The 22,526-nt window shown below is 64.3% G+C and carries 20 protein-coding genes; 10 read left to right on the top strand and 10 right to left on the bottom strand.

Translation table 11 applies throughout. The annotated features are described in order from the left end of the window. Positions 1–302 precede the first annotated feature (302 nt). Both ACFQU0_RS03220 and ACFQU0_RS03215 read left to right on the top strand, forming a co-directional pair. Positions 303–1,295 carry a quinone oxidoreductase family protein gene (locus ACFQU0_RS03220; RefSeq protein WP_382198674.1) on the top strand — a complete coding sequence of 331 codons (993 nt, stop codon included), beginning with the start codon at positions 303–305 and terminating at the stop codon, positions 1,293–1,295. Then, positions 1,292–2,035, top strand: coding sequence for an NUDIX hydrolase (locus tag ACFQU0_RS03215; protein WP_382198673.1), 744 nt, complete (start codon positions 1,292–1,294; stop codon positions 2,033–2,035). The genes ACFQU0_RS03220 and ACFQU0_RS03215 overlap by 4 nt, the downstream gene beginning before the upstream one ends. Here the strand turns inward: ACFQU0_RS03215 and ACFQU0_RS03210 are convergent. From ACFQU0_RS03210 to ACFQU0_RS03195, 4 genes are all read right to left on the bottom strand, one after another. After that, positions 2,022–3,668 carry a Na/Pi cotransporter family protein gene (locus tag ACFQU0_RS03210; RefSeq protein ID WP_382198672.1) on the bottom strand — a complete coding sequence of 549 codons (1,647 nt, stop codon included), beginning with the start codon at positions 3,666–3,668 and terminating at the stop codon, positions 2,022–2,024. The genes ACFQU0_RS03215 and ACFQU0_RS03210 overlap by 14 nt on opposite strands. 51 nt (positions 3,669–3,719) lie before the next feature. After that, on the bottom strand, positions 3,720–4,238 hold the full coding sequence (gene lspA, locus ACFQU0_RS03205) for a signal peptidase II (RefSeq protein WP_382198671.1): 519 nt from the start codon (positions 4,236–4,238) through the stop codon (positions 3,720–3,722). After that, the gene (gene ileS / locus ACFQU0_RS03200; RefSeq protein WP_382198670.1) at positions 4,238–7,138 is read right to left on the bottom strand and encodes an isoleucine--tRNA ligase; all 2,901 of its coding nucleotides are present in this window, start codon (positions 7,136–7,138) and stop codon (positions 4,238–4,240) included. Before ileS ends, lspA begins: the two co-directional genes overlap by 1 nt. A gap of 88 nt (positions 7,139–7,226) precedes the next feature. Continuing rightward, positions 7,227–8,381, bottom strand: a complete 1,155-nt coding sequence (locus ACFQU0_RS03195) for a bifunctional riboflavin kinase/FAD synthetase (protein ID WP_382198669.1) — start codon at positions 8,379–8,381, stop codon at positions 7,227–7,229. Between the two features lie 153 nt (positions 8,382–8,534). Between ACFQU0_RS03195 and ACFQU0_RS03190 the strand changes: the two genes are divergently transcribed. From ACFQU0_RS03190 to ACFQU0_RS03175, 4 genes are all read left to right on the top strand, one after another. Further along, on the top strand, positions 8,535–9,092 hold the full coding sequence (locus ACFQU0_RS03190; protein WP_382198668.1) for an HNH endonuclease: 558 nt from the start codon (positions 8,535–8,537) through the stop codon (positions 9,090–9,092). A gap of 117 nt (positions 9,093–9,209) precedes the next feature. Next, a complete protein-coding gene (locus ACFQU0_RS03185; RefSeq protein WP_382198667.1) occupies positions 9,210–10,334 on the top strand; it encodes a TRAP transporter substrate-binding protein in 1,125 nt (374 codons plus the stop codon). A gap of 66 nt (positions 10,335–10,400) precedes the next feature. After that, positions 10,401–11,018 (top strand): TRAP transporter small permease subunit, encoded by a 618-nt coding sequence (locus tag ACFQU0_RS03180; protein ID WP_382198666.1) that lies wholly within the window; start codon positions 10,401–10,403, stop codon positions 11,016–11,018. Next, complete coding sequence (locus tag ACFQU0_RS03175; protein WP_382198665.1) at positions 11,018–12,997, top strand: TRAP transporter large permease subunit; 1,980 nt, start codon at positions 11,018–11,020, stop codon at positions 12,995–12,997. Before ACFQU0_RS03180 ends, ACFQU0_RS03175 begins: the two co-directional genes overlap by 1 nt. Positions 12,998–13,000: 3 nt before the next feature. Here ACFQU0_RS03175 and ACFQU0_RS03170 read toward each other — a convergent pair whose 3' ends face one another. From ACFQU0_RS03170 to ACFQU0_RS03145, 6 genes are read right to left on the bottom strand one after another with little or no spacing between them, the layout of a single operon-like run. Further along, positions 13,001–13,678: a CBS domain-containing protein gene (locus tag ACFQU0_RS03170; RefSeq protein ID WP_382198664.1), complete on the bottom strand. Its 678-nt coding sequence runs from the start codon at positions 13,676–13,678 to the stop codon at positions 13,001–13,003. Positions 13,679–13,720: 42 nt separating this feature from the next. Next, a complete protein-coding gene (hemW, locus tag ACFQU0_RS03165) occupies positions 13,721–14,884 on the bottom strand; it encodes a radical SAM family heme chaperone HemW (protein ID WP_382198691.1) in 1,164 nt (387 codons plus the stop codon). A gap of 17 nt (positions 14,885–14,901) precedes the next feature. After that, a complete protein-coding gene (gene rdgB, locus ACFQU0_RS03160; RefSeq protein ID WP_382198663.1) occupies positions 14,902–15,513 on the bottom strand; it encodes an RdgB/HAM1 family non-canonical purine NTP pyrophosphatase in 612 nt (203 codons plus the stop codon). Then, entirely contained in the window at positions 15,510–16,250 is a 741-nt protein-coding gene (gene rph, locus ACFQU0_RS03155) for a ribonuclease PH (protein ID WP_382198662.1), read from the bottom strand. Before rph ends, rdgB begins: the two co-directional genes overlap by 4 nt. After that, on the bottom strand, positions 16,247–17,161 hold the full coding sequence (locus ACFQU0_RS03150; protein WP_382198661.1) for a PP2C family protein-serine/threonine phosphatase: 915 nt from the start codon (positions 17,159–17,161) through the stop codon (positions 16,247–16,249). Before ACFQU0_RS03150 ends, rph begins: the two co-directional genes overlap by 4 nt. Before the next feature lie 5 nt (positions 17,162–17,166). After that, positions 17,167–18,168 (bottom strand): serine/threonine protein kinase, encoded by a 1,002-nt coding sequence (locus ACFQU0_RS03145; protein WP_382198660.1) that lies wholly within the window; start codon positions 18,166–18,168, stop codon positions 17,167–17,169. A 66-nt stretch (positions 18,169–18,234) separates the two neighbouring features. Between ACFQU0_RS03145 and ACFQU0_RS03140 the strand changes: the two genes are divergently transcribed. The 4 genes from ACFQU0_RS03140 (at position 18,235) to ACFQU0_RS03125 (ending at position 22,466) form a co-directional block, all read left to right on the top strand. Next, positions 18,235–19,152 (top strand): YicC/YloC family endoribonuclease, encoded by a 918-nt coding sequence (locus ACFQU0_RS03140; protein ID WP_382198659.1) that lies wholly within the window; start codon positions 18,235–18,237, stop codon positions 19,150–19,152. A 105-nt stretch (positions 19,153–19,257) separates the two neighbouring features. Then, entirely contained in the window at positions 19,258–19,878 is a 621-nt protein-coding gene (gene gmk, locus ACFQU0_RS03135) for a guanylate kinase (RefSeq protein WP_382198658.1), read from the top strand. 22 nt (positions 19,879–19,900) lie between these two features. Then, a complete protein-coding gene (rpoZ, locus tag ACFQU0_RS03130) occupies positions 19,901–20,104 on the top strand; it encodes a DNA-directed RNA polymerase subunit omega (protein ID WP_382198657.1) in 204 nt (67 codons plus the stop codon). A 109-nt stretch (positions 20,105–20,213) separates the two neighbouring features. After that, a complete protein-coding gene (locus ACFQU0_RS03125) occupies positions 20,214–22,466 on the top strand; it encodes a RelA/SpoT family protein (RefSeq protein ID WP_382198656.1) in 2,253 nt (750 codons plus the stop codon). The last annotated feature ends 60 nt before the right edge of the window (positions 22,467–22,526 follow it).

The raw sequence follows: 22,526 nt of genomic DNA, 5'->3' as shown, positions 1-22,526 counted from the left end.
ATTAAAACTTTGCACGAAAAAACTATTGCCTCAATAGGAAATTAGATTTAAAAAAAAATCGGACAGCTTCGATCCGATATTTTCAATCCATATTCGTAGCACGCACAACTAAACAACTGCAAAATAAAGAAAAAGCCATCAAACACGAGAGAATGTCAAACGGTCGAATCAATTGGCAAAAATAGGAAGCCGCCGCAAGCCGCGCTGTGCCAATGCAGTCACGGGCATACCCCGCCGGGTCAGCAAGGCCAATTCGTTCGTGGCAACATCCAGGGCTTTACCCCCCACCGGAGACACCCGACATGAGCCAGAGCAGCCGCGCCGTCCGCATCCACCGCACCGGCGGCCCCGAAGAGATGGTCATTGACACCGTGGCCGTGGGCGAACCGGGCCCCGGCCAGGTGCGCATTCGCCACCACGCCATCGGCCTGAACTTCATCGACGTGTACCAGCGCACCGGTCTCTACAACAACCCGCTGCCGCTGCAACTGGGCATGGAAGGCGCTGGTGTGGTGGAGGCCGTGGGCGAAGGTGTGACGCACCTGAAAGCCGGCGACCGCGCAGCCTACGCCGCCAACCCACCGGGCAGTTACTGCGACGTGCGCGTGATGCCGGCCATGAACGTGTGCAAGCTGCCCGACGCCATCGACTTCGAAACCGGCGCGGCCATGATGCTCAAGGGCCTGACCGCGCAGTACCTGCTGAAAAAAACACGCCCGGTGGAAGGCCTGGAGCCGGGCGACTTTGTGCTCTTCCACGCTGCCGCCGGTGGCGTAGGCCTGATTGCCTGCCAGTGGGCCAAGGCCCTGGGCCTGCAGCTGATCGGCACGGCCGGCAGCGACGACAAATGTGCGCTGGCGCTGGCACACGGCGCCGCCCACGCCATCAACTACCGCACCGAGAACTTCGTCGAACGTGTCAAGGCCATCACCGCCGGCAAGGGCGTGAAGGTGGTGTACGACAGCGTGGGCAAAGACACCTGGGAAGGCTCGCTGGACTGCCTGCGCCCCTTCGGCCTGATGGCCAGCTTCGGCAACGCTTCGGGGCCGGTGGCGCCGTTCGCGCCTGGCATCCTGGGTGCCAAAGGTTCGCTCTACGTCACGCGCCAGACGCTGTTCACCCACATCAGCAGCCGCGCCGCCACGCAGGCCATGGCCGACGACCTGTTTGCCGTGGTGACCAGCGGCCAGGTCAAGATCCGCATTGACCAGCGTTTTGCGCTGACCGACGTGCAGGCCGCGCACCGCAGCCTGGAAGCCCGCGCCACCACCGGCTGCACCATTCTGCTGCCGTGATCTATCAGCGCCCGCCGCTGCGCCCACGGCAGGCGCTGGCTTTTGAGGGCCAGCCCATTGGCTCGGTGGAAGTCGCGGTGGCGCAGCACTTTCAAGCCCACGGCCTGCTGGCCACCGATGGCGCGGGCTGGCGGGTGGCTGCACCCTTTGACGCGCTGGCCCATGCGCTGCGCGAGGCCAGCCTGCTGGGCGCCTGGCGCAACGAGTTGCTGCCGGTGCTGGCCGATAGTGGCCAGCGGGTGGGCCACATCGAGCGCGCCGCCGTGCGGGCCCTGGGCCTGGCCACCGCCGCCGTGCACCTGACGGCACAGGCGCCCGATGGCAACACGTGGGTGCAGCAACGCGCCTTCAACAAGCCCAACGACCCCGGCCTGTGGGACACGCTGATGGGTGGCATGGTCAGCGCGGCCGACACGCTGGCGCAGGCGCTGGAACGTGAGACCTGGGAGGAGGCCGGCCTTCGATTGGACCAATTGCACGGACTGACCCACGCCGGTCACCTGATCATCCAACGCCCCAGCGGCGGTGCCGACGACGTGGGCTACACAGTGGAGCGCATCGACTGGTTCAGCGCCACCTTGCCCGAAGGTGTGGTGCCCGAGAACCAGGACGGCGAGGTCGAGCGCTTCGACTGCGTGGACCTTGGGCAACTGCGCGCCGACATCGTGGCCGGACGCTACACGTTGGAGGCCGCGCTCATCCTCGCGCCCGACCTCATCGACGGGCTCACTGCCCCTTGACCTGTTCGCGCAGGCGACTCGGCGCCAGTGCACCAGCCGAGTCGAGGATGGGGTAAGCGATGGAGCAGATGTGTGAGTTGATGCGCTTGAGGTCGCTGATCAGGTCGATGTGCAGCGAGCTGCTCTCCATGCTGCCCAGGGTCTTGTCGGACAGGCGGGCCAGGTGGGAGGTGGCGTATTCGCGCTCCAGATCGCGGAAGCGCGCTTTTTCTTCCAGCAGCTTTTGCGCATCGCGCACGCTGCCATTCAAAAACACGCTCATGCCTAAGCGCAGGTTGTCGATCAGACGGGCGTGCAGTTCACAAATCTCGGCCAGACCGGCCTCTGAAAAATCGCGACCCTTGCGGATTTTTTTGTCTTCGATGTCGATCAGGACGCGCTCGACGATGTCGCCCACCTGCTCCATGTTGATGGTGAAGCTGATGATATCGGTCCAGCGTCGGCCCTCTTCCTCGCTGAGCTGCTGGCGCGAGAGCTTGGTGAGGTAGTACTTGATGGCCGAGTACAGGCTGTCCACCGTGTCGTCGAGCTTGCGCAGGTCTTCCGACAGCTTGAGGTCGTTGGTGCGAATCACCGTGAGCACGCCGCGCAACATGGTCTCCACCACGTCGGCCTGGTGCATGGCCTCGCGCGCCGCGCACGAAATGGCCAGCGAGGGCGTGGTCAGCGCAGAAGGGTCGAGGTGGTTGGGTCGGCCCAAGGGTGTGGCCGTGCTTTGCGGCAGCAAGCGCTCGACCCAGCCGGCCACCGTCTGCGTGAGGCCAATAAAAATGGCTGCCACCATGAGGTTGAAGCTCAGGTGGAACAACACGGTCAGCGCCGCCGGGTCTTGCACATAGGGTTGGACAAAACGCAGCCACACCGGAATGAGGAACACACCCACCCCCACCGCCAGCAACTTGAACACCAGGTTGCCCAAAGGCACCTGGCGCGTGGCCACGTTGGCGCGCAAGGTGGTCAACACCGCCAGCAGGCCACTTCCCAGGTTGGCGCCCAGCACCAGGCCCAGGGCCACGTCGACCGAGATCACGTACAGCGACAGCGTGGCCGTGAGCAGCACCACCGCCAGGCTGGAGTAGGACAGCACCACCAGCACCGCACCCAGCAGGATCTCCAGCATGCGGTCGCTGGCGAGTTGCTCCAGCATCAACTGCACCGCCGGGTTGCGGGTGAGCACGGTGGTGGCCTGCGACACCAGTTGCAAGGCCAGCAACATCAAGCCCAGCCCAATCAGCACCCGCCCCACATCGCCCACGGTGTGGCCCTGGCGCGCGATGAACAGGGTGACGCCCAGGAAAATGCACAACGGCGAGAGCCAGGACAGATCAAGCGAGAACACCACCGCCATCAAGGCGGTGCCCACGTCGGCGCCCAGCATGACGGCAAGTGCCGCCGGCAAGGCGATCAGGCCCTGGCCCACAAACGAAGCCGTGATGAGTGCGGTGGCGGTGCTGGACTGCACCAGGGCCGTGACGCCCAAACCCGACAGCATGGCGCTGAAGCGGTTGCCCATGCTGACCGCCAGCATCTGCCGCAAGTTGCTGCCAAACACACGCAGCACACCCGTGCGCACCAGATGGGTTCCCCACACCAGCAGCGCGATGGCTGCGAGAAGATTCAACAAATGTTTCATAGGACAGTGACCCGACTATAAGCCGGCGATGCACCGTCCGTGCCAGCGAGCTTACCTGCTGCGCCGCACCCTCAGAATCTCGTCCAGGATCATGCAGATCGCGCCCAGGCTGATGGCCGCATCAGCCAGGTTGAACGCCGGGAAATGCCCGCCCGGGAACACGGGCGAAAGAAAGCGCCAGTGGAAGTCCAGCATGTCCACCACATAGCCGTGGATGAGGCGGTCGATCACGTTGCCCAGGGCGCCACCCAGGATGCAGGACAGCGCGAACGCGAACAGCTTCTGCCCGCTGTGGTTGCGCAACATCCAGACGATGAAGACGGCCGCCCCCAAGCCGATGGCCGTGAAAAACCAACGCTGCCAGCCGCCGGCCCCGGCCAAAAAAGAGAAGGCCGCTCCGGGGTTGTGTACCCGCACGATGTTGAAAAACGAGGTGATGTAGGTGCTGTCACCCAGGCGGTAGTAGCCCAGAATGAGCACCTTGGTGAACTGGTCGATCAGGAAGATGGCAAAGGCCAGCCCCAGCCAGTGCAGCATGCCCGGGCCGCCGCGCCCGCCCCTGGCCGCCATCAGGCGTGGGCGCGGGTTTCACCCGCACCGGCGATGTTGCTCACGCAGCGGCCACACAGCGTGGGGTGTTCGGTGTGCTGGCCGACGTCGTCGGTGTAGTGCCAGCAGCGCTCGCACTTGGTGGCGCTGCTGGGCGTCACCGCCACGGCCAACGATTCACCGTCCACCACCGTCACCGCCGAGGTGATGGTGACGAACTTGAGGTCGGCCCCCAGCGAGCACAGCAGGGCCGCGTCGTCAGCGCCGGCGGTGATGGTCAGCGTGGCCTGCAGCGAGGCACCGACCTGGCCGGCGGTGCGCACGTCTTCGATGGCCTTGTTGGCCAGGTCGCGGATGGCGCGGATGCGCGCCCATTTGGCCAGCAGGCCTTCGTTGGGCGTGGGCAGCGGCAGGAAGGTTTCGAAAAAGATCGAGCCCTGGTTCTTCGCTCCGGCGAAATGCGTCCAGGCTTCCTCGGCGGTGAAGCTCAGGAAAGGCGCCATCCAGCGCAGCATGGCGTGGGTGATCTGGTGCAGCGCGGTCTGGGCGCTACGCCGCGCCAGGCTCTTGGGCGCGGTGGTGTAGAGGCGGTCCTTGAGCACGTCGAGGTAGAAGGCGCCCAAATCCTCGGAGCAATACACCTGCAGCTTGCTCACCACCGGGTGGAATTCGTAGACGTCGAAGTGGCGCAGGATGTCGGCCTGCAGCTCGCTGGCGCGGGCCAGCGCGTAGCGGTCGATTTCCAGCATCTGCTCCAGCGGCACGGCGTCTGTGGCGGGGTCGAAATCGACCGTGTTGGCCATCAAGAAGCGCAGGGTGTTGCGGATGCGGCGGTAGGCATCGACCACACGGGCCAGGATCTTGTCGTCGATGTTGAGGTCGCCCGAATAGTCGGTGCTGGCCACCCACAGGCGCACGATTTCGGCGCCGAGCTTGCTGGTCACCGATTGCGGCTCCACCGTGTTGCCCAGGCTCTTGCTCATCTTGCGGCCCTGGCCGTCGGTGGCGAAGCCGTGGGTCAGCAGGCCCTTGTAGGGCGCGCGGTCGTACAGGGCGCAACCCAGCAACAGCGAGCTGTGGAACCAGCCGCGGTGTTGGTCGTGGCCTTCGAGGTAGAGGTCGGCCTCGGGGCCTTGCGCGTGGCTGGCGCCGTTGGGGTAGGCGTGGGCGTGCGAACCACGCAGCACGTGCCAGAAGGTGGAGCCGGAGTCGAACCAGACCTCCAGGATGTCGGTGCTCTTGGTGTAGTGCGCTGCGTCTTCAGCGCCCAGGATGTCCTCGGCCGTGACGCGGCTCCAGGCCTCGATGCCGCCTTTTTCGACGATGTCGGCGGCCTGGTCCATGATGTCCATCGTGCGCGGGTGCAACTCGCCCGAATCCTTGTGCAGGAAGAAGGGCACGGGCACACCCCAGCTGCGCTGGCGCGAGATGCACCAGTCGGGCCGGTTCGCGATCATGTCGCGCAGGCGGGTCTTGCCGTTCTCGGGGTAGAAGCTGGTGTGGTCGATGGCGTCCAGCGCGAGCTGGCGCAGGGTCTTGGGCGCCTTGTCTTTTGTGAACACGCCCTCGCCTTCGTCCATGCGCACAAACCACTGGGCGGCGGCACGGTAGATCACCGGCGTTTTGTGGCGCCAGCAGTGCGGGTAGCTGTGGGTGATGCGCACGGTGGCCAGCAGTCGGCCGGCGTTTTTGAGCGCGTCCAGGATGACGGGCACTGCCTTCCAGATGTGCAGGCCACCGAACAGCGGGAAATCGGCGGCGTAGGTGCCGTTGCCCTGCACCGGGTTGAGGATGTCGTCGTAGGCCAGGCCGTTGGCCACGCAACTGTTGAAGTCGTCCAGGCCGTAGGCGGGCGACGAGTGCACGATGCCGGTGCCGTCGCCGTCGCTCACGTACTCGGCCAAGTAGACCGGGGACAGGCGGCGGTAGCCAGCGTCCACATCAAACAGCGGGTGGCGGAAGTTGAGGCCGCCCAGCGCCGCGCCCTGTGCGGTGGCCAGCACCTGGCCGCTCAGGCCGAAGCGCTCCAGGCACTTCTCGACCAGGCTCTCGGCCAGCACCAGACAGCCCTGGGGCGTGTCCACCAGGGCATAGGTCAGCTCGGGGTGGGCGTTGAGGGCCTGGTTGGCGGGGATGGTCCAGGCGGTGGTGGTCCAGATGACGGCGAACGCGGTTTTGCCCGCCGGCAACGCGCCCAGGCCGAACGCGGCCGCCAGCTTGCCCGCATCGTCGGTCTCGAAGGCCACGTCCAGTGTGTCGCTCTGTTTGTCGGCGTATTCGATTTCGAATTCGGCCAACGAGGAACCACAGTCGAAACACCAGTACACGGGCTTGAGACCGCGGTAGACGAAGCCACGTTCGATCACGCGTTTGAACGCGCGGATTTCACCGGCCTCGTTGGCCGGATCCATGGTGCGGTAGGGGCGTTCCCAGTCGCCCAGCACGCCCAGGCGCTTGAAGTCCTCGCGCTGCTGGTCGATTTGTTCGGTGGCAAAGGCGCGGCTCTTGGCCTGCATGTCGTCGCGGCCCAGGTTGCGGCCGTGCAGCTTTTCGATGGCGTTTTCGATCGGCAGGCCGTGGCAGTCCCAGCCGGGGATGTACTGCGCGTCAAAGCCGGCCAGTTGGCGGCTTTTCACGATCATGTCCTTGAGCACCTTGTTCAGCGCATGGCCGATGTGCAGCTTGCCGTTGGCGTAGGGCGGGCCGTCGTGCAGCACAAACAAGGGCGCGCCCTGGCGGGCGTCGCGCAGGCGCTTGTAAAGGCCGCCTTCATTCCACTCCTTCACCCAACCCGGCTCGCGCTTGGGCAGGTCGCCGCGCATGGGGAAAGCGGTGTCGGGCATGTTCAGGGTGGCGCGGTAGGCGCCGCCCGAGGATTCAGCCTTGGCGTCGGCTTTGGCGGGTGTGTTCTGGTCGGACATGTCGGGACTCTGTGAGGGAGAAGCGGTGAAGCGGGAAACCGTTCGCCCTGAGCCAAACGAAGGGCGGCGACCGGCGGGGCTGTGTGTGTCAGCCCTGAATTCGGTCGCGCGTGGTCTGGCGGTGTGTCTGGGTGTGCAGCGAGGCAAAAAACGCACGTGCGTCGTCGCAGTCCTTGGCGATGCCCGTGGTCAGGGCGTCCAGACTGTCGTATTTGAGCTCGTCGTGCAGTTTGTGCAGCAGTTCCACGCGGATGATTTTACCGTAGGCCTCACCGTCGATCAGGTTGGCCTTGAGCGCGTCCGGCCAGTCCAGGCAATGGGTTTCCAGCAAAACCCGCCCGCCGTTGACGTCGTTGGGGTCCAGCGAGGGCCGCACGCCGAGGTTGGCCACCCCGGGCAACGGCACCCCCACGCTCGGCACTGACGTGTCCTCGCTGCCCCCCGAGGGGGCGCTCGCCGCCTTGGGGCGGCCCGGCGGCGGCTCGGACTCGGTCAGGCCGTGAACGTGCACCGCAAAAATACCGCTGGCGGCCGGCTTCCAGTGAGAGAAGCGCAGGTTGAGGGTGCGGAAGCCGTCGCCACGCCCGGGCGCACTCTCGGCCAGCTGGCGACCCAGCTTGCGCCCATGCACCACGTGGCCGCTGATGCTGTAGGGCCGGCCCAGCAAAGCGGCCACATCGTTCATGCGGCCTGCGCCCAGGGCCTCACGCACGGCCGAGCTGGAGACGCGCAAGCCATGCACCTCGTAGCTTTGCATGCGGGCCACGTCAAAGCCCTGGCGAGTCCCTGCGGTGTCCAGCATCGCGTAGTCGCCCTGGCGCTTGGCGCCAAAACGGAAGTCGTCGCCCACCAGCACGTAGCGCGCGCCCAGGGCGCCCACCAGCACGTCGTCGATGAAGGCCTCGGCCGGCTGGCTGGCCAGGCGCTCGTTGAAGGGCAGCACCACGCAGCGATCCACGCCACAGCGGCGCAGCTCGGCCAGTTTGTCGCGCAAGGTGGCGATGCGCGCGGGTGCCAGCTCGGGTTTGTGGTGCAGGCCGGCAAAGTAGTCGCGCGGGTGTGGCTCGAAGGTCATGACACAACTGGGCACGCCCCGGTGGCGCGCCTCGTTGTTCAACAAGGCCAACATGGCCTGGTGGCCACGGTGCACACCGTCGAAATTGCCGATGGTGAGGGCGCAACCACGCTGCGCCTCGTCCTTGAGCGCGTGTTGCAGGTTCCAGAGTCCGCGGATGATCTTCATGAGAGCGGGCGCCCGAGCGCCGGGGAATTCGGTGCGTGTGCCGGATTTGTCACACAGTCGCTGTATATTGACATATCAAGAAGCGGCATCTGAGAACGTTCCAAGGCCGCATCGAGACGATTTTCCCGTAGCCAAATATTTTGGAGGTGGGTCTTGAAGGTCTTGAAGTTGTCCGCGCAAGGTTTGCCACAGTCGTGGATCAGCCTGGAAGAAGCCGTGTTGCACTACGCGGCGGATGAAGTGCGCTGGGAAATGGGCGCCGAGGTGGCGGTGTTCCACGGCGGACACAACGCCATCACCGGGCGGCAGTCGATCATCGCGGTCAACTCCATCATTGGCACCAAGGGCGTGCCCAACATCAACCCCTTTGAGCTGCGGCCCTCGCTGACCAACAGCAAACTCTTCGCCCGCGACCGCAACCTGTGCGCCTACTGTGGTCACCCTTTCCATGAAGTCGAGCTGACACGCGAACACATCGTGCCCATGGCACAAAAAGGCCGCGACCACTGGATGAACGTGGTGACCGCCTGCAAGTCCTGCAACCACCGCAAGGGCAACCGCACGCCCGAGCAAGCCCACATGCCGCTGATGTACGCGCCTTACGTGCCCAGCCTGTGGGAAGACTTCATTCTGCGCAACCGCCGCATCCTGGCCGATCAGATGGAGTTTTTGATGGCCCACCTGCCCAAAACCTCCCGCTTGCACGCTTGAATTGAATCAATTGATAGCGGTGATTGTCAAAATCTTTCACTTGCTGGTGGAAACCCTGTCCACATTCGCCAAAGTTTTCATTCATGCTTATATTTTCCTCAACAATCGGAGACAAGCATGAGCGCAGAAAAATCCCCCGCCAAAGGCCGCCGCAACCTGCTCAAGGGCGTGGCTGCTGCTGCCGGCGCCATGACCGCCCCCATGGTGGCCACCGCGCAGACGGCCACCGCCCTGCGCTTCCAAAGCACTTGGCCGGCAAAGGACATCTTTCACGAATACGCCAATGATTTCGCCAAGAAGGTGAACGACATGGCCAGTGGCAAGCTCAAGATCGAAGTCTTGCCCGCCGGCGCCGTGGTGCCCGCCTTCCAGTTGCTCGAAGCGGTGGCCAAAGGCACGCTGGACGGGGGCCACGGCGTGGTGGCTTACCACTACGGCAAGAACTCAGCGCTGGCACTGTGGGGTTCGGGCCCTTCGTTCGGCATGGACCCCAACATGCTGCTGGCCTGGCACAACTACGGCGGCGGGAAGGCCTTGCTGGAAGAGGTCTACAAAAGCTTGAACCTTGACGTGGTGTCGTATCTGTACGGCCCCATGCCCACGCAGCCGTTCGGCTGGTTCAAGAAGCCGATCGCCAAGGTCGAAGACATGAAGGGCGTGAAGTTCCGCACCGTGGGCTTGGCGGTGGACATGTACACCGACATGGGTGCGGCCGTGAACCCGCTGCCTGGTGGTGAGATCGTGCCCGCACTGGACCGCGGCCTGATCGACGGCGCCGAGTTCAACAACGCGTCGTCCGACAAGCTGCTGGGCTTCCCCGACGTGGCCAAGAACTGCATGCTGCAGAGCTTTCACCAGAGCGGCGAGCAGTTCGAGATCCTGTTCAACAAGGCCAAGCTGACCGCCCTGCCACCCGAACTCAAGTCCATCATCGACTACGCGGTCCAGGCCGCCAGCGCCGACATGAGCTGGAAGGCCATCGAGCGCAATTCGACCGACTACATCGATCTGAAAAAGCAGGGCATCAAGTTCTACAAAACCCCCGACGCCGTGTTGCGCGCGCAGCTCGCCTCGTGGGACAAGATCATGGCCAAGAAGGGCGCCGAGAACCCGATGTTCAAGAAGATTCTGGACTCGCAAAAGGCCTTTGCCCAGCGCGCCGGCCAGTGGCAGAACGACTACACGGTCGACTTCAAGATGGCCTACAACCATTATTTCGGCCGCAACGCCAAGAAGAGCTGACACACCTCGGATCGACGGGGGGCGCCCTCGGGCGCCCTTTTCTGTTTGTTCGCGAGAGGAAACCCCATGCAATCACTTTTACTGGCGGTGGACCGCCTCTCCACCTGGTTCGGCAAGCTGTGTGCCTGGGCTGTGGTCGCGCTGACACTACTGATCAGCTGGGAGGTTTTTTCACGCTATGTGCTCAACGCCCCACACGCTTGGGTGCTGGACGCGCAGATCATGATGTACGGCCTGCTGTTCATGGCGGCGGGTGCCTACACCCTTTCCAAAAACGGCCATGTGCGCGGCGATGTGTTGTACGGTTTCTTTCAACCGCGCACACAGGCCGCCATCGACCTGACGCTCTACATCCTGTTCTTCCTGCCCGGCATCGTGGCCCTCACCTGGGCCGGCTGGACCTTTGCCAACGAATCACTGGCCATACGTGAGCAGACCTTCAACGCAGACCCGCTACCGGTCTACCCGTTCAAGTTCGTGGTGCCTATCGCGGGCGCCTTCCTGCTGCTGCAGGGTTTGGTCGAAATCATCCGTTGCGTGATGTGCCTGCAAACCGGTGGGTGGCCGGCACGCGAGGGCGACGTGGAAGAGGTGGACGTGGACAAACTCAAGGGCATGGTGCACGTGACCGACAAGGACATCGAGAACCTGGACCGCTACGTGACGCAGAAAGGCGGTCAGTGATGAAGATTCGCAAGGAACTGTGGTTTGGCTTCAGCCTGATGGCGCTGATTCTGGCCGCCGTGCTCATCATGGTGCTCAAGGTCGAGGTCATGACCAATGGCCACTACGGTCTGCTCATGCTCTCGCTGGTGGTGGTGGCCATCATGCTGGGTTTCCCCACCGCGTTCACGCTGATGGGCATGGGCATTTTGTTTGCTTTTTTTGCATACCACTCGGGCGACCAGAGCGCGGCCGGCGCCCTCAAGCAGACGTTGGATCTGATGGTGCAACGCGCCTTCTCGGTGATGAGCAACGACGTGCTGATCTCCATCCCGCTGTTTGTGTTCATGGGTTATCTGGTGGAGCGGGCCAACCTGATCGCCAAGCTGTTCACCAGCCTGCACCTGGCGCTGGCCCGAGTGCCGGGCTCGTTAGCGGTGGCCACGTTGGTAACCTGCGCGGTGTTTGCCACCGCCACCGGTATCGTGGGTGCCGTGGTCACGCTCATGGGTCTGCTGGCCATGCCCCAAATGCTCAAGGCGGGCTACGACGTGCGCCTGACCGCTGGTGTCATCACCGCTGGCGGCTGTCTGGGCATCCTGATCCCACCTTCGGTGCTGCTCATCGTCTACGGCGCCACCGCCGGGGTGTCGGTGGTACAGCTCTACGCCGGCGCGTTTTTCCCCGGCATCATGCTGGCTGGACTCTACATCCTCTACGCCATCCTGGTCGCCAAGATCAAGCCAGCCTGGGCACCACCGCTCACCACCGAGCAACGTTTTGTGCCCCTGCCGTCCGAGCTGCTCAAGCTCGGCGCCACCGGCAGCGCGTCGGCCCTGGCCGGTTTGCTCAAGGCGCTCAAGGGCAAAAACAACCAGGGCGTGGCCACCGGCTACATCCTGCGCCAACTCGGCGTCGCGTTGTTGCCCGCGCTGCTGTTTGTGGCGGTAGCCATCGCCAGCTACCAGAGCGTGACCATGGTCAAAGTGGACGACACGACCGGCCTCACCAGCATGAACGAGATCGGCTCGGATGAAAGCAGCTCGTCTGGCGATCTGGCCGAACCCGGTCACGAAGAAGCCGGCGGATTGAGCGAACCGCCATCGGACACCGTCGACACCCTGGCGGCCCCACCTGGCAGCGAGCCCGACGCCAGCGCGCAAGCCCCTGCGGTGGCCGACAGCGTGGCGCTCCCCCCGGGCGTGGCACCGGCACCGGCCACAGCAGGCGAGACGCCCACCAGCCCGCCCGCGCCCCAAGGCTACTGGGTCGGATTGGGTGTTGGCGCGCTCGCCTTGGCCGTGTTCTACGGCATCCTCAGCTACACAAGGCTGGAGGTGTTCAAGATGCTGCTGTCGAGCTTCTTTCCGCTGCTCATCATGATCCTGGCGGTGCTGGGCTCCATCGTGTTCGGTCTGGCCACGCCCACCGAGGCCGCAGCCATTGGCGCATTGGGCGGTTTTGTGTTAGCTGCGGCTTACCGACAGCTCAGCTTCAACGTCGTCAAGGAGAGCGTGTTCCTCACCGCCAAAACCAGCGCCATGGTGTGTTGGCTGTTTGTCGGCTCGGCCATCTTCTCGGCCGCGTTTGCGTTGTTGGGGGGGCAGGAGCTGGTGGAACAGTGGGTGCTGGGCATGAACCTCAGCAAAACCGAGTTCCTGATCCTGAGCCAGATTTTGATTTTCATCCTGGGCTGGCCGCTGGAGTGGACCGAGATCATCGTGATCTTCATGCCCATCTTCATCCCGCTTCTGGACAACTTCGGTGTCGATCCGCTGTTCTTCGGCCTGCTGGTGGCGCTGAACCTGCAGACCGCCTTCCTGAGCCCGCCGGTGGCCATGAGCGCGTTCTACCTCAAGGGTGTGGCACCCAAACACGTGACGCTGAACCAGATCTTCGCTGGCATGTTGCCCTTCATGGGCATTCAGGTCGTGGCCATCGTGTTGCTCTACATGTTCCCCGGCATCGGCCTGTGGCTGCCCGAGGTCCTTTACAAGTGAGCGTCAGCTCCACAGGTCCAGCGGCGGGTCGTGCACCACGGCGCGCAGGATGTCGGAACGCGAGATGAAGGCGCTCACCATGCCGTCGTCCGCCACCACAGGCAGGCCTGGCAGGCCGAGGTCGAGCAGCAATTGGGCCACACGGCGCAAGTCGGTCTGGGGCTCCACACTGGGCACGGGGGTGACCATCAGCGAGGTGACGGGTTGCATGAGCATGGCGCGCCAGGCCAGCACATGGGTGTCGGGGCCGGGCAAATGCTCAGGCGCCAGCAGTTCACCCCGGGTGATCAGGCCAACCAAGCCACCCTGTGCGTTCACCACCGGCGCCTGCCCCAGGCCCTGATCGGCCAGCGTCTGCCAGGCGTCGAGCACCGAGGCGGTGTCCAACACCGTCAGCACTGATGGGCTCATCACGTCTTGCACGCGGGTCAATGGGTGGCGCTGGGGTTTGGGCGACTGGATGCTGGCGTATTCGTTGATGGCCTGGCGCTGCGGGGCGCCGGCCTGGCGGGCCAAGGTCTCAGGCAGCACCTGAGCCGAGGAGACCTCGGGGTCCACGCTGGGTGACGCGAGCGCAGATACCGCCCGCGCACGCCCTACCCGCAACGTGGGCGCCACCTTCCGCAACTCTTCAAGCGGACCCCTGAACATCTGGCCCGAGGTGCCGTAAATGGCGAACATCACAAACCCTTCACGAGCGGGCGCCTGCCCAACCGGTGCAGTTTAGGACGGCAGGAACAGGCTTTGCAAATCGCTCAAGAAATCGAAACCGCGCTCCGTGGGCCAGGCACGCTGGAGATCACGCTCCAACAGGCCCCGGCGCTCGGCCTCTTGCAGCCCCGCCTGGATGGTGGTCAGCGGCAGGCCGGTGCGTTCGCTGAAGTGGGCCAGCTCAAAGCCGTCCTTCAAACGCAGCGCGTTGAGCATGAACTCGAACGGCAGGTCGCTGGCCGCCACTTCGCTTTCGGTGGTCACGGGGCGTCCTTCCATCGCGTGCTGCATGTACAGGCGCGGCTCGCGCCAACGCACCTGGCGCAACACCCGGTGCGCAAAACTCAGCTTGCTGTGAGCACCCGCCCCCACGCCCAGGTAGTCGCCAAACTGCCAGTAGTTGAGGTTGTGCCAACAGCGATGGCCGGGCCGCGCGTAGGCCGACACCTCATAACGCTCCAGCCCCGCCACGCCTGTGCGCTCGGTGATGAGGTCGAGCATGGCGTAGGCGTCGTCGTCCTCGGGCACGACCGGCGGGAACTTGGCGAAATAGGTGTTGGGTTCAATGGTCAGGTGGTAAATCGACAGGTGCGGCGGCGTGAAGGACAAGGCAGTGTCCACATCGCGCGCGCAGTCGGCCAGCGTCTGCCCCGGCAAGGCGTACATCAGGTCGAGGTTGAAGGTGTCGAAATGCTGGGCGGCTTCGGTCAAAGCCGCGCGCGCCTGGTCGCCGTTGTGCACCCGACCCAGCGCCTTCAGGAACCGGTCATCAAAACTCTGCACGCCCACCGACAGGCGCGTCACACCGGCTTGTCGAAACGCCTTGAAGCGGTCGGTTTCGAAGGTCCCGGGGTTGGCTTCCAGCGTGATTTCCGCATTGGCCTCCAGCTTGAGCAAGGCGCGCACGTCCGAGATCAGCCGCGCGATGGCGTCGGGCGAAAACAGGCTGGGGGTGCCACCACCGATGAACACGCTGTGCACGGTGCGGCCCCAGATCAGGGGCAGCGCAGCGGTGATGTCTTCGCGCACGGCCTGCAGGTAGGCGTCCTCCGGCAGGGCGCCGTTGTTCTCGTGCGAATTGAAGTCGCAGTAGGGGCACTTCTTCAGGCACCACGGCAGGTGGACGTACAGCGCCAAGGGCGGCAGCGCGGTCAGCTGCAGGCTGCCCGGCCGCATCAGTTGCACGATCTGGTTCACGCCTGCCCTTGGAACCAGCGTTCGCGCATGAGCGCCAACATGGCCTGTGCCGCCCGGCCCCGGTGGCTGTTGGCATTTTTCACTTCGGTGGGCAACTGGGCAAAGGTCTGGCCGAACTCGGGCAACCACATCACCGGATCAAAACCGAAACCGTTGCTGCCCACGGGCTCAGGCGCAATCAGCCCCACCACCCGGCCACTGGCCACCAGGGGCTCGGGATCGTCCGCACTGCGCAAGGCCACCAAGGTGCTGACCAGCGCCGAGCGCCGGTTCGTCACGTCCTTCATCTGTTCCAAGAGGGCTCGCACGTTGTTGTTGTCGCCCTTCTCGTACCCAAAACGGGTGGCGTAGTAGGCCGTGTCCACACCGGGCTGGCCACCAAAGGCGTCCACGCACAGGCCGGCGTCGTCGGCCAGCGCGGGCAAGCCGCTCAGTTGCGCGGCATGGCGGGCTTTGGCCAGGGCGTTTTCGATGAAGGTGTGGTGCGGCTCGGCCGCCTCGGGGATGCCCAGCTCGGACTGGCGCACCAGCTCCACCCCCAGCGGGGCGAACATGGCCTGCAGCTCGGCCAGCTTGCCGGGGTTGTTGGAGGCGAGGACCAGCTTCATCGGAACGCGGCGGTTTGCAACTCGACCAGCTCGCCAATGCCCTTTTCGGCCAGCGCCAGCAGTTGGTTCATTTCGTCGCGGCTGAACGCCACACCTTCGGCCGTGCCCTGCACTTCCACGTAATGACCCACGCCGGTCATGACCACGTTCATGTCGGTGTCGCAGGCCGAGTCTTCGGGGTAATCCAGATCGAGCACGGGCACGCCCTGCACGATGCCCACCGACACGGCGGCGACGTGGTTGATGATGGGGGTCTCGGCGATCTTGCCGGCGGCCAGCAAGGTGTTGACCGCGTCTTGTGCGGCCACAAAGGCGCCGGTGATGCTGGCGGTGCGGGTGCCGCCGTCGGCCTGCAGCACGTCGCAGTCCAGAGCGATGGTGCGTTCGCCCAGTTTTTTGAGATCGAACACCGCGCGCAGTGAGCGGCCAATCAAACGCTGGATCTCTTGCGTGCGCCCGCTTTGTTTGCCCTTGGCGGCCTCGCGATCGCTACGGGTGTGGGTGGCGCGCGGCAACATGCCGTATTCGGCCGTGACCCAGCCCTCGCCGCTGCCGCGTTTGTGCGGCGGCACCTTGTCTTCAACGGACGCGGTGCACAGGACACGGGTGTCACCAAACTCGATCAGCACCGAGCCTTCGGCGTGTTTGGTGAAACCGCGCGTGATGCGCACCGGGCGCAACTGGTCGGCGGCCCGGCCGAAGGAACGGGCCAGGGCCGCAGGGGAAGTGGAACTCATGGGTTGGAACCTTTTCGTGCCGAAGAACGGCGGATGGCTTCGTTGATCTCGGCGATGGAGCGCTCGATGGCGGCATCGTCGAAATCGTCGAGCGAGGCGTCGATGTTACCGGCGGCCTGGATGGTGGAGGCGAACACGCCGTCGCTCACGCCTTCGGTGCTGATCATGTGGGTGGGTTCGAAGTCGCCCGGTGTTTCCCAGTCCAGCGCCACCACGGTGACGTTGTCGCCATGGGCGCCGCCACGCTCCAGGGCCTCGTCCACCAGCAGCGGCACGGCATCCTGCACGCGCCCTTGAGCGAGTTGTTCGGCAATGTGCTCATCGCTCAGCTCGGACCACAGGCCATCGGAACACAACAACAGGCGGTCGCCTTCGTGCAGGAAGATGGGGTCGGACACATCGAACAACGGTGCCACCGGTGAACCCAGGCAGGTGAACAGGATGTTGCGGTTCATGGGGTCGGCCTGGCCCCGGATCATGATGTGTTTTTCGGCGTAAGAGTGGTCGCGGCTGCGTTGAAGCAGCTTGCCACGGCGCACCAGGTAGATGCGCGAATCGCCCGAATGAATCCACTGCACGTACCCGTTCTGGATGACCGCCACCACCAGGGTGGTGCGCGGGTTGTCCAACATGGCATGCGCGTTGCCGTGGTCCACGATGGCCTGGTGCGCCGCCATCAGCGCCTCGCTCAGGAATCCGGCCACGTTGCTCAGCGCTGGCTGCGCCTGGCGGTGGAACAGGTCGGAGACCGTTTGCACCGCAAGCTGCGCCGCCACCTCACCCTTGGGATGGCCGCCCATGCCGTCGGCCAAGGCCAGCAGCACCGCTTCGCGGGTGTAGCTGTAGCCCATGCGGTCTTCGTTTTTCTCTCGCCCACCCTGGCGGCTCAGCTGGTGGACCGCAAATTTCATGCTGTTCACAGCTGTGTCACGTCCGCTGACGGACGGCCTTTCTGTTTGTCCGATGACAGGAGGCTGCCAAACTGCTGGCGCACCTTGTCGGCCACGGTGGGTTTGGAATAGCTGCGTTCAACCTCGCGGCCCAACTCCTTTTGCAGCGAGAACACCGACTGTGGGCGGGCCAGCGGGTCCAGCGCCATGCACCACAGCACCACCTCAATGAGGTTGTCGGAATACACCCCACGCAAACGGCCCATGGCCAGGGACAAACGGTCCTTGTCCAGACGCTGGGGCGCATCGTTGGGTGGGTAACCCTGCATGGCGGCATACATACAGGCGCCCACGGCGTAGATGTCGGTCCAAGGGCCCAGCTGGGCGTTGCGCTTGTACATCTCGGGCGCCGCAAACCCGGGCGTGTACATGGGCCGCACGAACTGCCCCTCCTTGTTGAGCACCTCGCGCGCGGCGCCAAAGTCGATCAGCACCGCCTTGTTGTCCTCGGTGATGAAGATGTTGGCCGGTTTGATGTCCAGGTGCAGCATCTTGTGCTGGTGCACGATACGCAAGCCACGCAGCACCTCGTCGAACAGGCTGCGTATGGTGGACTCGCGGAAGACCTTGGGGCGCTTGAGTTCGCGCGCTGTGACGATGAAGTCTTGCAGGGACGCGCCCTCAAGGTAATTCATCACCATGTAGACGGTTTCGTTCTCGCGAAAGAAGTTGAGCACGCTCACCACCGAGGGGTGAGAGATTTGCGCCAAAGCGCGCCCTTCTTCAAAAAAACTCTTGAGACCGAGGCGGTAGAGCGAGAGCTTGTCGGGCGGCACGGTGGGCAGCAGGTGCCCCGGGTCGCGCGAGGCCAGCGAGGCTGGGAGGTATTCCTTGAGCGCCACCTTCTGGCCACTGGCATCGATGGCGAGGTAGACGATGCCAAAACCGCCGGCCGCCAGCTTGCAGATCACGCGGTAGCCACCGATCAGGGTATCGGGCGGCAGCGGAGCGGGTTTGGTCTTTGACATAATGCGGACTCTCGCGGTGCGCGCTCCAGACAGCACCCGCCCTGCGGGCCATCAACGGAAATTCCAATGCCAGTTTACAGCATGACCGGCTACGCCACGGTGCAAGGCGGCGCCTCGAAAAGTGAGGCCGACACACCCGTGGCCCCGGTCGGCCTGCCCAGCGTGGGCCTTGAGTTGCGGTCGGTCAACAGCCGCTTTCTCGACCTCTCCTTCAAACTCTCCGACGAGCTGCGCAACGCCGAACCAGCGCTGCGCGAAAAGATCATGTCGCGTGTCAAACGCGGCAAGGTCGAACTGCGCGCCTGGATAGAAGGCCGTGCCGACGGTGGTGTGCAAGCCCCATCGCCGGTCGATCTGCAACGCCTGGTGGCGGTGCAAGACAACATCCGCGCCTGGCTGCCCAACGCGGCCCCGCTGAGCGTGGCCGAGGTGCTGCAGACCAAGGCCCGCCAGCCGCTGGCCACCACCGGCCTGGCCGACAGCCTGGTCGCCCTGATCGACACCGCGCTCGACGCCTTTATCGCCTCGCGCGAACGCGAAGGCGCCCGCCTGGCCACCAGCCTGCTGGACCGCGTGGCGCAACTGCGCGCCCTGGCCCAGCAGGCCCAGCCGCTGGTGCCGCGCCTGGTGGAGCAACAACGTCAGCGCTTCATCGAACGCTGGAACGAGGCTTTGGGTGCGGTTGAAGGCAGCGCGCCTTCGGACATGGCCCGTGACCGCGCCCTGACCGAAGCCACGGCTTTTGCCATCCGCATCGACGTGGCCGAGGAGCTGACGCGCCCGGCCTCGCATCTGGACGAAATCGAAAGCCTGCTGGCCAAAGGCAAGGACCTGGGCAAACGCCTGGACTTCCTGATCCAGGAACTGCACCGCGAGGCCAACACCCTGGGTTCCAAGTCTTCCAGCCTGGAGCTCACCCGCATCTCGGTGGACATGAAAGTGCTGATCGAGCAAATGCGTGAGCAAGTCCAAAATATAGAGTAAGAACATGCCCCCACGCTCCACCGCTGCGCGGGTCGCTGCCCCCCAAGGGGGCTGTTTCGCCTTGGGGCGGCCCGGCGGCGAAACCCATTGCTGCGAGAACTGAACATGGAATACCCCGGCAACCTTTACGTGGTGGCCGCTCCCAGCGGCACCGGCAAATCCAGCCTGGTGAAGGCGCTGATGGAGCTGGACTCCCACATCACACCCTCCATTTCCCACACCACACGCGCACCACGTGGCCAGGAGGTGGATGGTCGCGAGTACCACTTCGTGGACAACGCCACCTTCGACCGCATGGTGGCCGAAGGCGCGTTTTTGGAGTGGGCGCATGTTCACAACAACCGCTACGGCACCTCACGCGCGGGCATCGAAGCCATGATTGGCCAAGGCAAGGACGTGGTGCTGGAAATCGACTACCAGGGCGCCATCCAGATCAAACAGTTGTTCGCCAATGCGGTGCTGATCTTCATCCTGCCGCCCAGTTGGCAAGAGCTGCGCTCGCGCCTGCAGCGCCGCGCCGAGGACTCGGCCGACACCATCGAACTGCGCCTGCGCAACGCCGCCGAAGAGGTGGCACAGGTGCAGGCATTCGACTTCGTTATAATCAACGATTCGTTTGACCGCGCGCTTTTTGACCTGAAAGCCATTGCCCACGCCCAGCGCCTGAAGTTCGCTGCGCAGAAACGGGCCCGCGCCGAAACCTTTCGCGCGCTCAACATCCTCTAGCTTTTTGCCCCCGGAGAACACCATGGCCCGCATCACCGTCGAAGACTGCCTGGAAAAGATCCCCAACCGCTTTCAGCTGGTGTTGGCCGCCACCTACCGCGCGCGCATGCTGAGCCAGGGCCACGCCCCCAAGATCGAGAGCAAGAACAAGCCGGGCGTGACCGCCTTGCGCGAAATTGCCGAGGGCAAGATTGGCTTGGAAATGCTGAAAAAAGTGCCGATCTGATTTCGGACACACATCAAAAAAAGCACCTTGAAGGTGCTTTTTTTGTATCCGCGCGTGGTCAAGTCCATTCGGACGGGCAAGCCACACGCGCAGCGGCTAAAGTACGGCCATGAGTTCCACCGTTGCCACTGCTTTTGCCCCCGAGAGCGCCAGCTCCACGCCCGCCCAGAGCGCGGCGGCAGCCAGCTTTGCCGGGCTGGTGGACAAGATGGACTACCTCAGCGCGGCCGAAGTGGAGATGGTGCGTCAGGCCTACCGCTTTGCCGATGCCGCCCACCTGGGCCAGATGCGCAAAAACGGCGACCCCTACATCACCCACCCGATTGCGGTGGCGGCCATGTGCACCGAGTGGAAACTCGATGCCCAGGCCCTGATGGCAGCGCTGATGCACGATGTGCTGGAAGACTGTGGCGTCACCAAACAGGAAATGATCGAGCGGTTTGGCGCGCCAGTGGCCGAACTGGTGGACGGCCTGACCAAACTGGACAAACTGGAGTTCGACACCCGCGAGCAGAACCAGGCCGAGTCCTTCCGCAAGATGCTGCTGGCCATGGCACGCGATGTCCGGGTGATCCTCATCAAGCTGGCGGACCGCACCCACAACATGCGCACCATGGGCGACATGCCGCCGTCCAAGTGGGGCCGCATTTCCAGCGAGACCCTGGAAATCTACGCACCCATTGCCCACCGCCTGGGCCTCAACCACACCTACCGTGAACTGCAGGATCTGGCCTTCCGCTTTCTGCACCCCTGGCGTTACGAGGTGCTGGGCAAGGCGTTGAACAAGTCGCGCGGCCGCCGCAAGGACCTGATTTCGCGTGTGCGCCATGAGGTGGAGGCCGCATTCGAAAAACATGGCCTGCAAGTGCGCATCATGGGCCGCGAGAAAACGCTGTACTCGGTCTACCACAAGATGGACCTCAAACACCTGTCGTTCTCGCAGGTGACGGACATCTACGGCTTTCGCATCGTGCTGCCCGAACTGACCGACTGCTACACCGCCCTGGGTCTGCTGCACCAGATCTACAAGCCGCTGCCAGGCAAGTTCCGCGACTACATCGCCATCCCCAAGGTCAACGGCTACCAGTCGCTGCACACCACGTTGGTGGGGCCGTTCGGCACCAACATCGAGTTCCAGCTGCGCACACATCCCATGGACGTGGTGGCCGAGTCGGGCGTGGCGGCCCACTGGCTGTACAAGGCCAGCGAACCGGGCAGTGCCACCAGTCAGAGCCTGGGCACCCAGTGGCTGCAGTCGCTGCTGGACATCCAGCAAGAAACCCACGATGCCGCCGAATTCTGGGACCACGTCAAGATCGACCTCTTCCCGGATGCGGTCTACGTGTTCACGCCCAAGAGCAAGATCATGGCCATGCCACGCGGGGCCACGGTGATGGACTTCGCCTACGCCATCCACAGCGATGTGGGCCACCGCGCCATCGCCGCCAAGATCAACGGCGAGCAGATGCCCTTGCGCAGCGAGCTCAACAACGGTGACGTGGTGGAAGTGGTGACCTCGCCACACGCCCAGCCCAACCCGGCCTGGCTGGGCTTCGTCAAAACCGGCCGCGCGCGCAGCAAGATCCGCCACTACCTCAAGACCGTGGCACACGACGAATCACGCGCCTTGGGCCTGCGCATGCTTTCCCAGGCCTTGCGCGCCGAGGGCATTTCAGAACTGCCGGACGCGGACGGCGAACACAAACCCATCTGGGACAAACTGCTGCGCTTCACCGGCAACCGCAACGCGGACGAACTGCTCGCCGACATCGGCATGGGTCGGCGCATTGCCAGCATGGTGGGCAAAAAAATGGCCGTGCTGCTGACCGAAACCGGCATGAAACCCGATTTGCTGCTCATCAGCACCGAGCGCTATGCGAGTGGCCAGGAGAGCGAGGCCCAGGGTGTGGTCACACTGGATGGCAGCGAAGGCCTGTCGGTGCAGTACGCCAGTTGCTGCCACCCGATTCCGGGTGACCGCATCACCGGCTACCTTGGGCGTGGCGAGGGCTTGGTGGTGCACACGGACGACTGCCCCGTGGGGCGCCGCCTGCTCGACCGCGACCGCGAGCGTTTTCTGGAAGTGGAATGGGCGGACGAGCCGGTGCGCCCCTTCGAATCGGCCGTGGTGGTCACGGTCACCAACGGCAAAGGTGTGCTGGCCCGCGTGGCTGCGGCACTGGCCGCGGCGGAGGCCGACATCACCCACGTGGACATGGGCATGGAGCCCGCGCAGACCGCCACCGATCTCAAGTTCTCGATTGCCGTGCGCGACCGGGTGCACCTGGCCGATGTGCTGCGCAGCCTCAAGCGCACGCCATCGGTGTTGAAAGCCCAACGCCTGCGCCCACGCGGCGCCTGAACAAAAAGCCACCCCGTCGCTGGGTTGGCTCACAGCGCGCGCATCGCGCGGCGGTGGCCT

This window comes from Hydrogenophaga defluvii (genome assembly GCF_042665235.1).
Taxonomy (GTDB): domain Bacteria; phylum Pseudomonadota; class Gammaproteobacteria; order Burkholderiales; family Burkholderiaceae_C; genus Hydrogenophaga; species Hydrogenophaga defluvii_A.
The sequence above is the reverse complement of the archived record's forward strand: the minus strand, read 5'-3'. Positions and strand labels throughout refer to the sequence as shown.

Bases quoted from the DNA above. Each gene is read 5' to 3' on its own strand.
- ACFQU0_RS03220 (WP_382198674.1), top strand. From the start codon at position 303: ATGAGCCAGAGCAGCCGCGCCGTCCGCATCCACCGCACCGGCGGCCCC.
- ACFQU0_RS03210 (WP_382198672.1), bottom strand. From the start codon at position 3,668: ATGAAACATTTGTTGAATCTTCTCGCAGCCATCGCGCTGCTGGTGTGG.
- lspA (WP_382198671.1), bottom strand. From the start codon at position 4,238: ATGGCGGCCAGGGGCGGGCGCGGCGGCCCGGGCATGCTGCACTGGCTG.
- ileS (WP_382198670.1), bottom strand. From the start codon at position 7,138: ATGTCCGACCAGAACACACCCGCCAAAGCCGACGCCAAGGCTGAATCC.
- ACFQU0_RS03195 (WP_382198669.1), bottom strand. From the start codon at position 8,381: ATGAAGATCATCCGCGGACTCTGGAACCTGCAACACGCGCTCAAGGAC.
- ACFQU0_RS03185 (WP_382198667.1), top strand. From the start codon at position 9,210: ATGAGCGCAGAAAAATCCCCCGCCAAAGGCCGCCGCAACCTGCTCAAG.
- ACFQU0_RS03180 (WP_382198666.1), top strand. From the start codon at position 10,401: ATGCAATCACTTTTACTGGCGGTGGACCGCCTCTCCACCTGGTTCGGC.
- ACFQU0_RS03175 (WP_382198665.1), top strand. From the start codon at position 11,018: ATGAAGATTCGCAAGGAACTGTGGTTTGGCTTCAGCCTGATGGCGCTG.
- ACFQU0_RS03170 (WP_382198664.1), bottom strand. From the start codon at position 13,678: ATGTTCGCCATTTACGGCACCTCGGGCCAGATGTTCAGGGGTCCGCTT.
- hemW (WP_382198691.1), bottom strand. From the start codon at position 14,884: ATGCGGCCGGGCAGCCTGCAGCTGACCGCGCTGCCGCCCTTGGCGCTG.
- rdgB (WP_382198663.1), bottom strand. From the start codon at position 15,513: ATGAAGCTGGTCCTCGCCTCCAACAACCCCGGCAAGCTGGCCGAGCTG.
- rph (WP_382198662.1), bottom strand. From the start codon at position 16,250: ATGAGTTCCACTTCCCCTGCGGCCCTGGCCCGTTCCTTCGGCCGGGCC.
- ACFQU0_RS03150 (WP_382198661.1), bottom strand. From the start codon at position 17,161: ATGAAATTTGCGGTCCACCAGCTGAGCCGCCAGGGTGGGCGAGAGAAA.
- ACFQU0_RS03145 (WP_382198660.1), bottom strand. From the start codon at position 18,168: ATGTCAAAGACCAAACCCGCTCCGCTGCCGCCCGATACCCTGATCGGT.
- ACFQU0_RS03140 (WP_382198659.1), top strand. From the start codon at position 18,235: ATGCCAGTTTACAGCATGACCGGCTACGCCACGGTGCAAGGCGGCGCC.
- gmk (WP_382198658.1), top strand. From the start codon at position 19,258: ATGGAATACCCCGGCAACCTTTACGTGGTGGCCGCTCCCAGCGGCACC.
- rpoZ (WP_382198657.1), top strand. From the start codon at position 19,901: ATGGCCCGCATCACCGTCGAAGACTGCCTGGAAAAGATCCCCAACCGC.
- ACFQU0_RS03125 (WP_382198656.1), top strand. From the start codon at position 20,214: ATGAGTTCCACCGTTGCCACTGCTTTTGCCCCCGAGAGCGCCAGCTCC.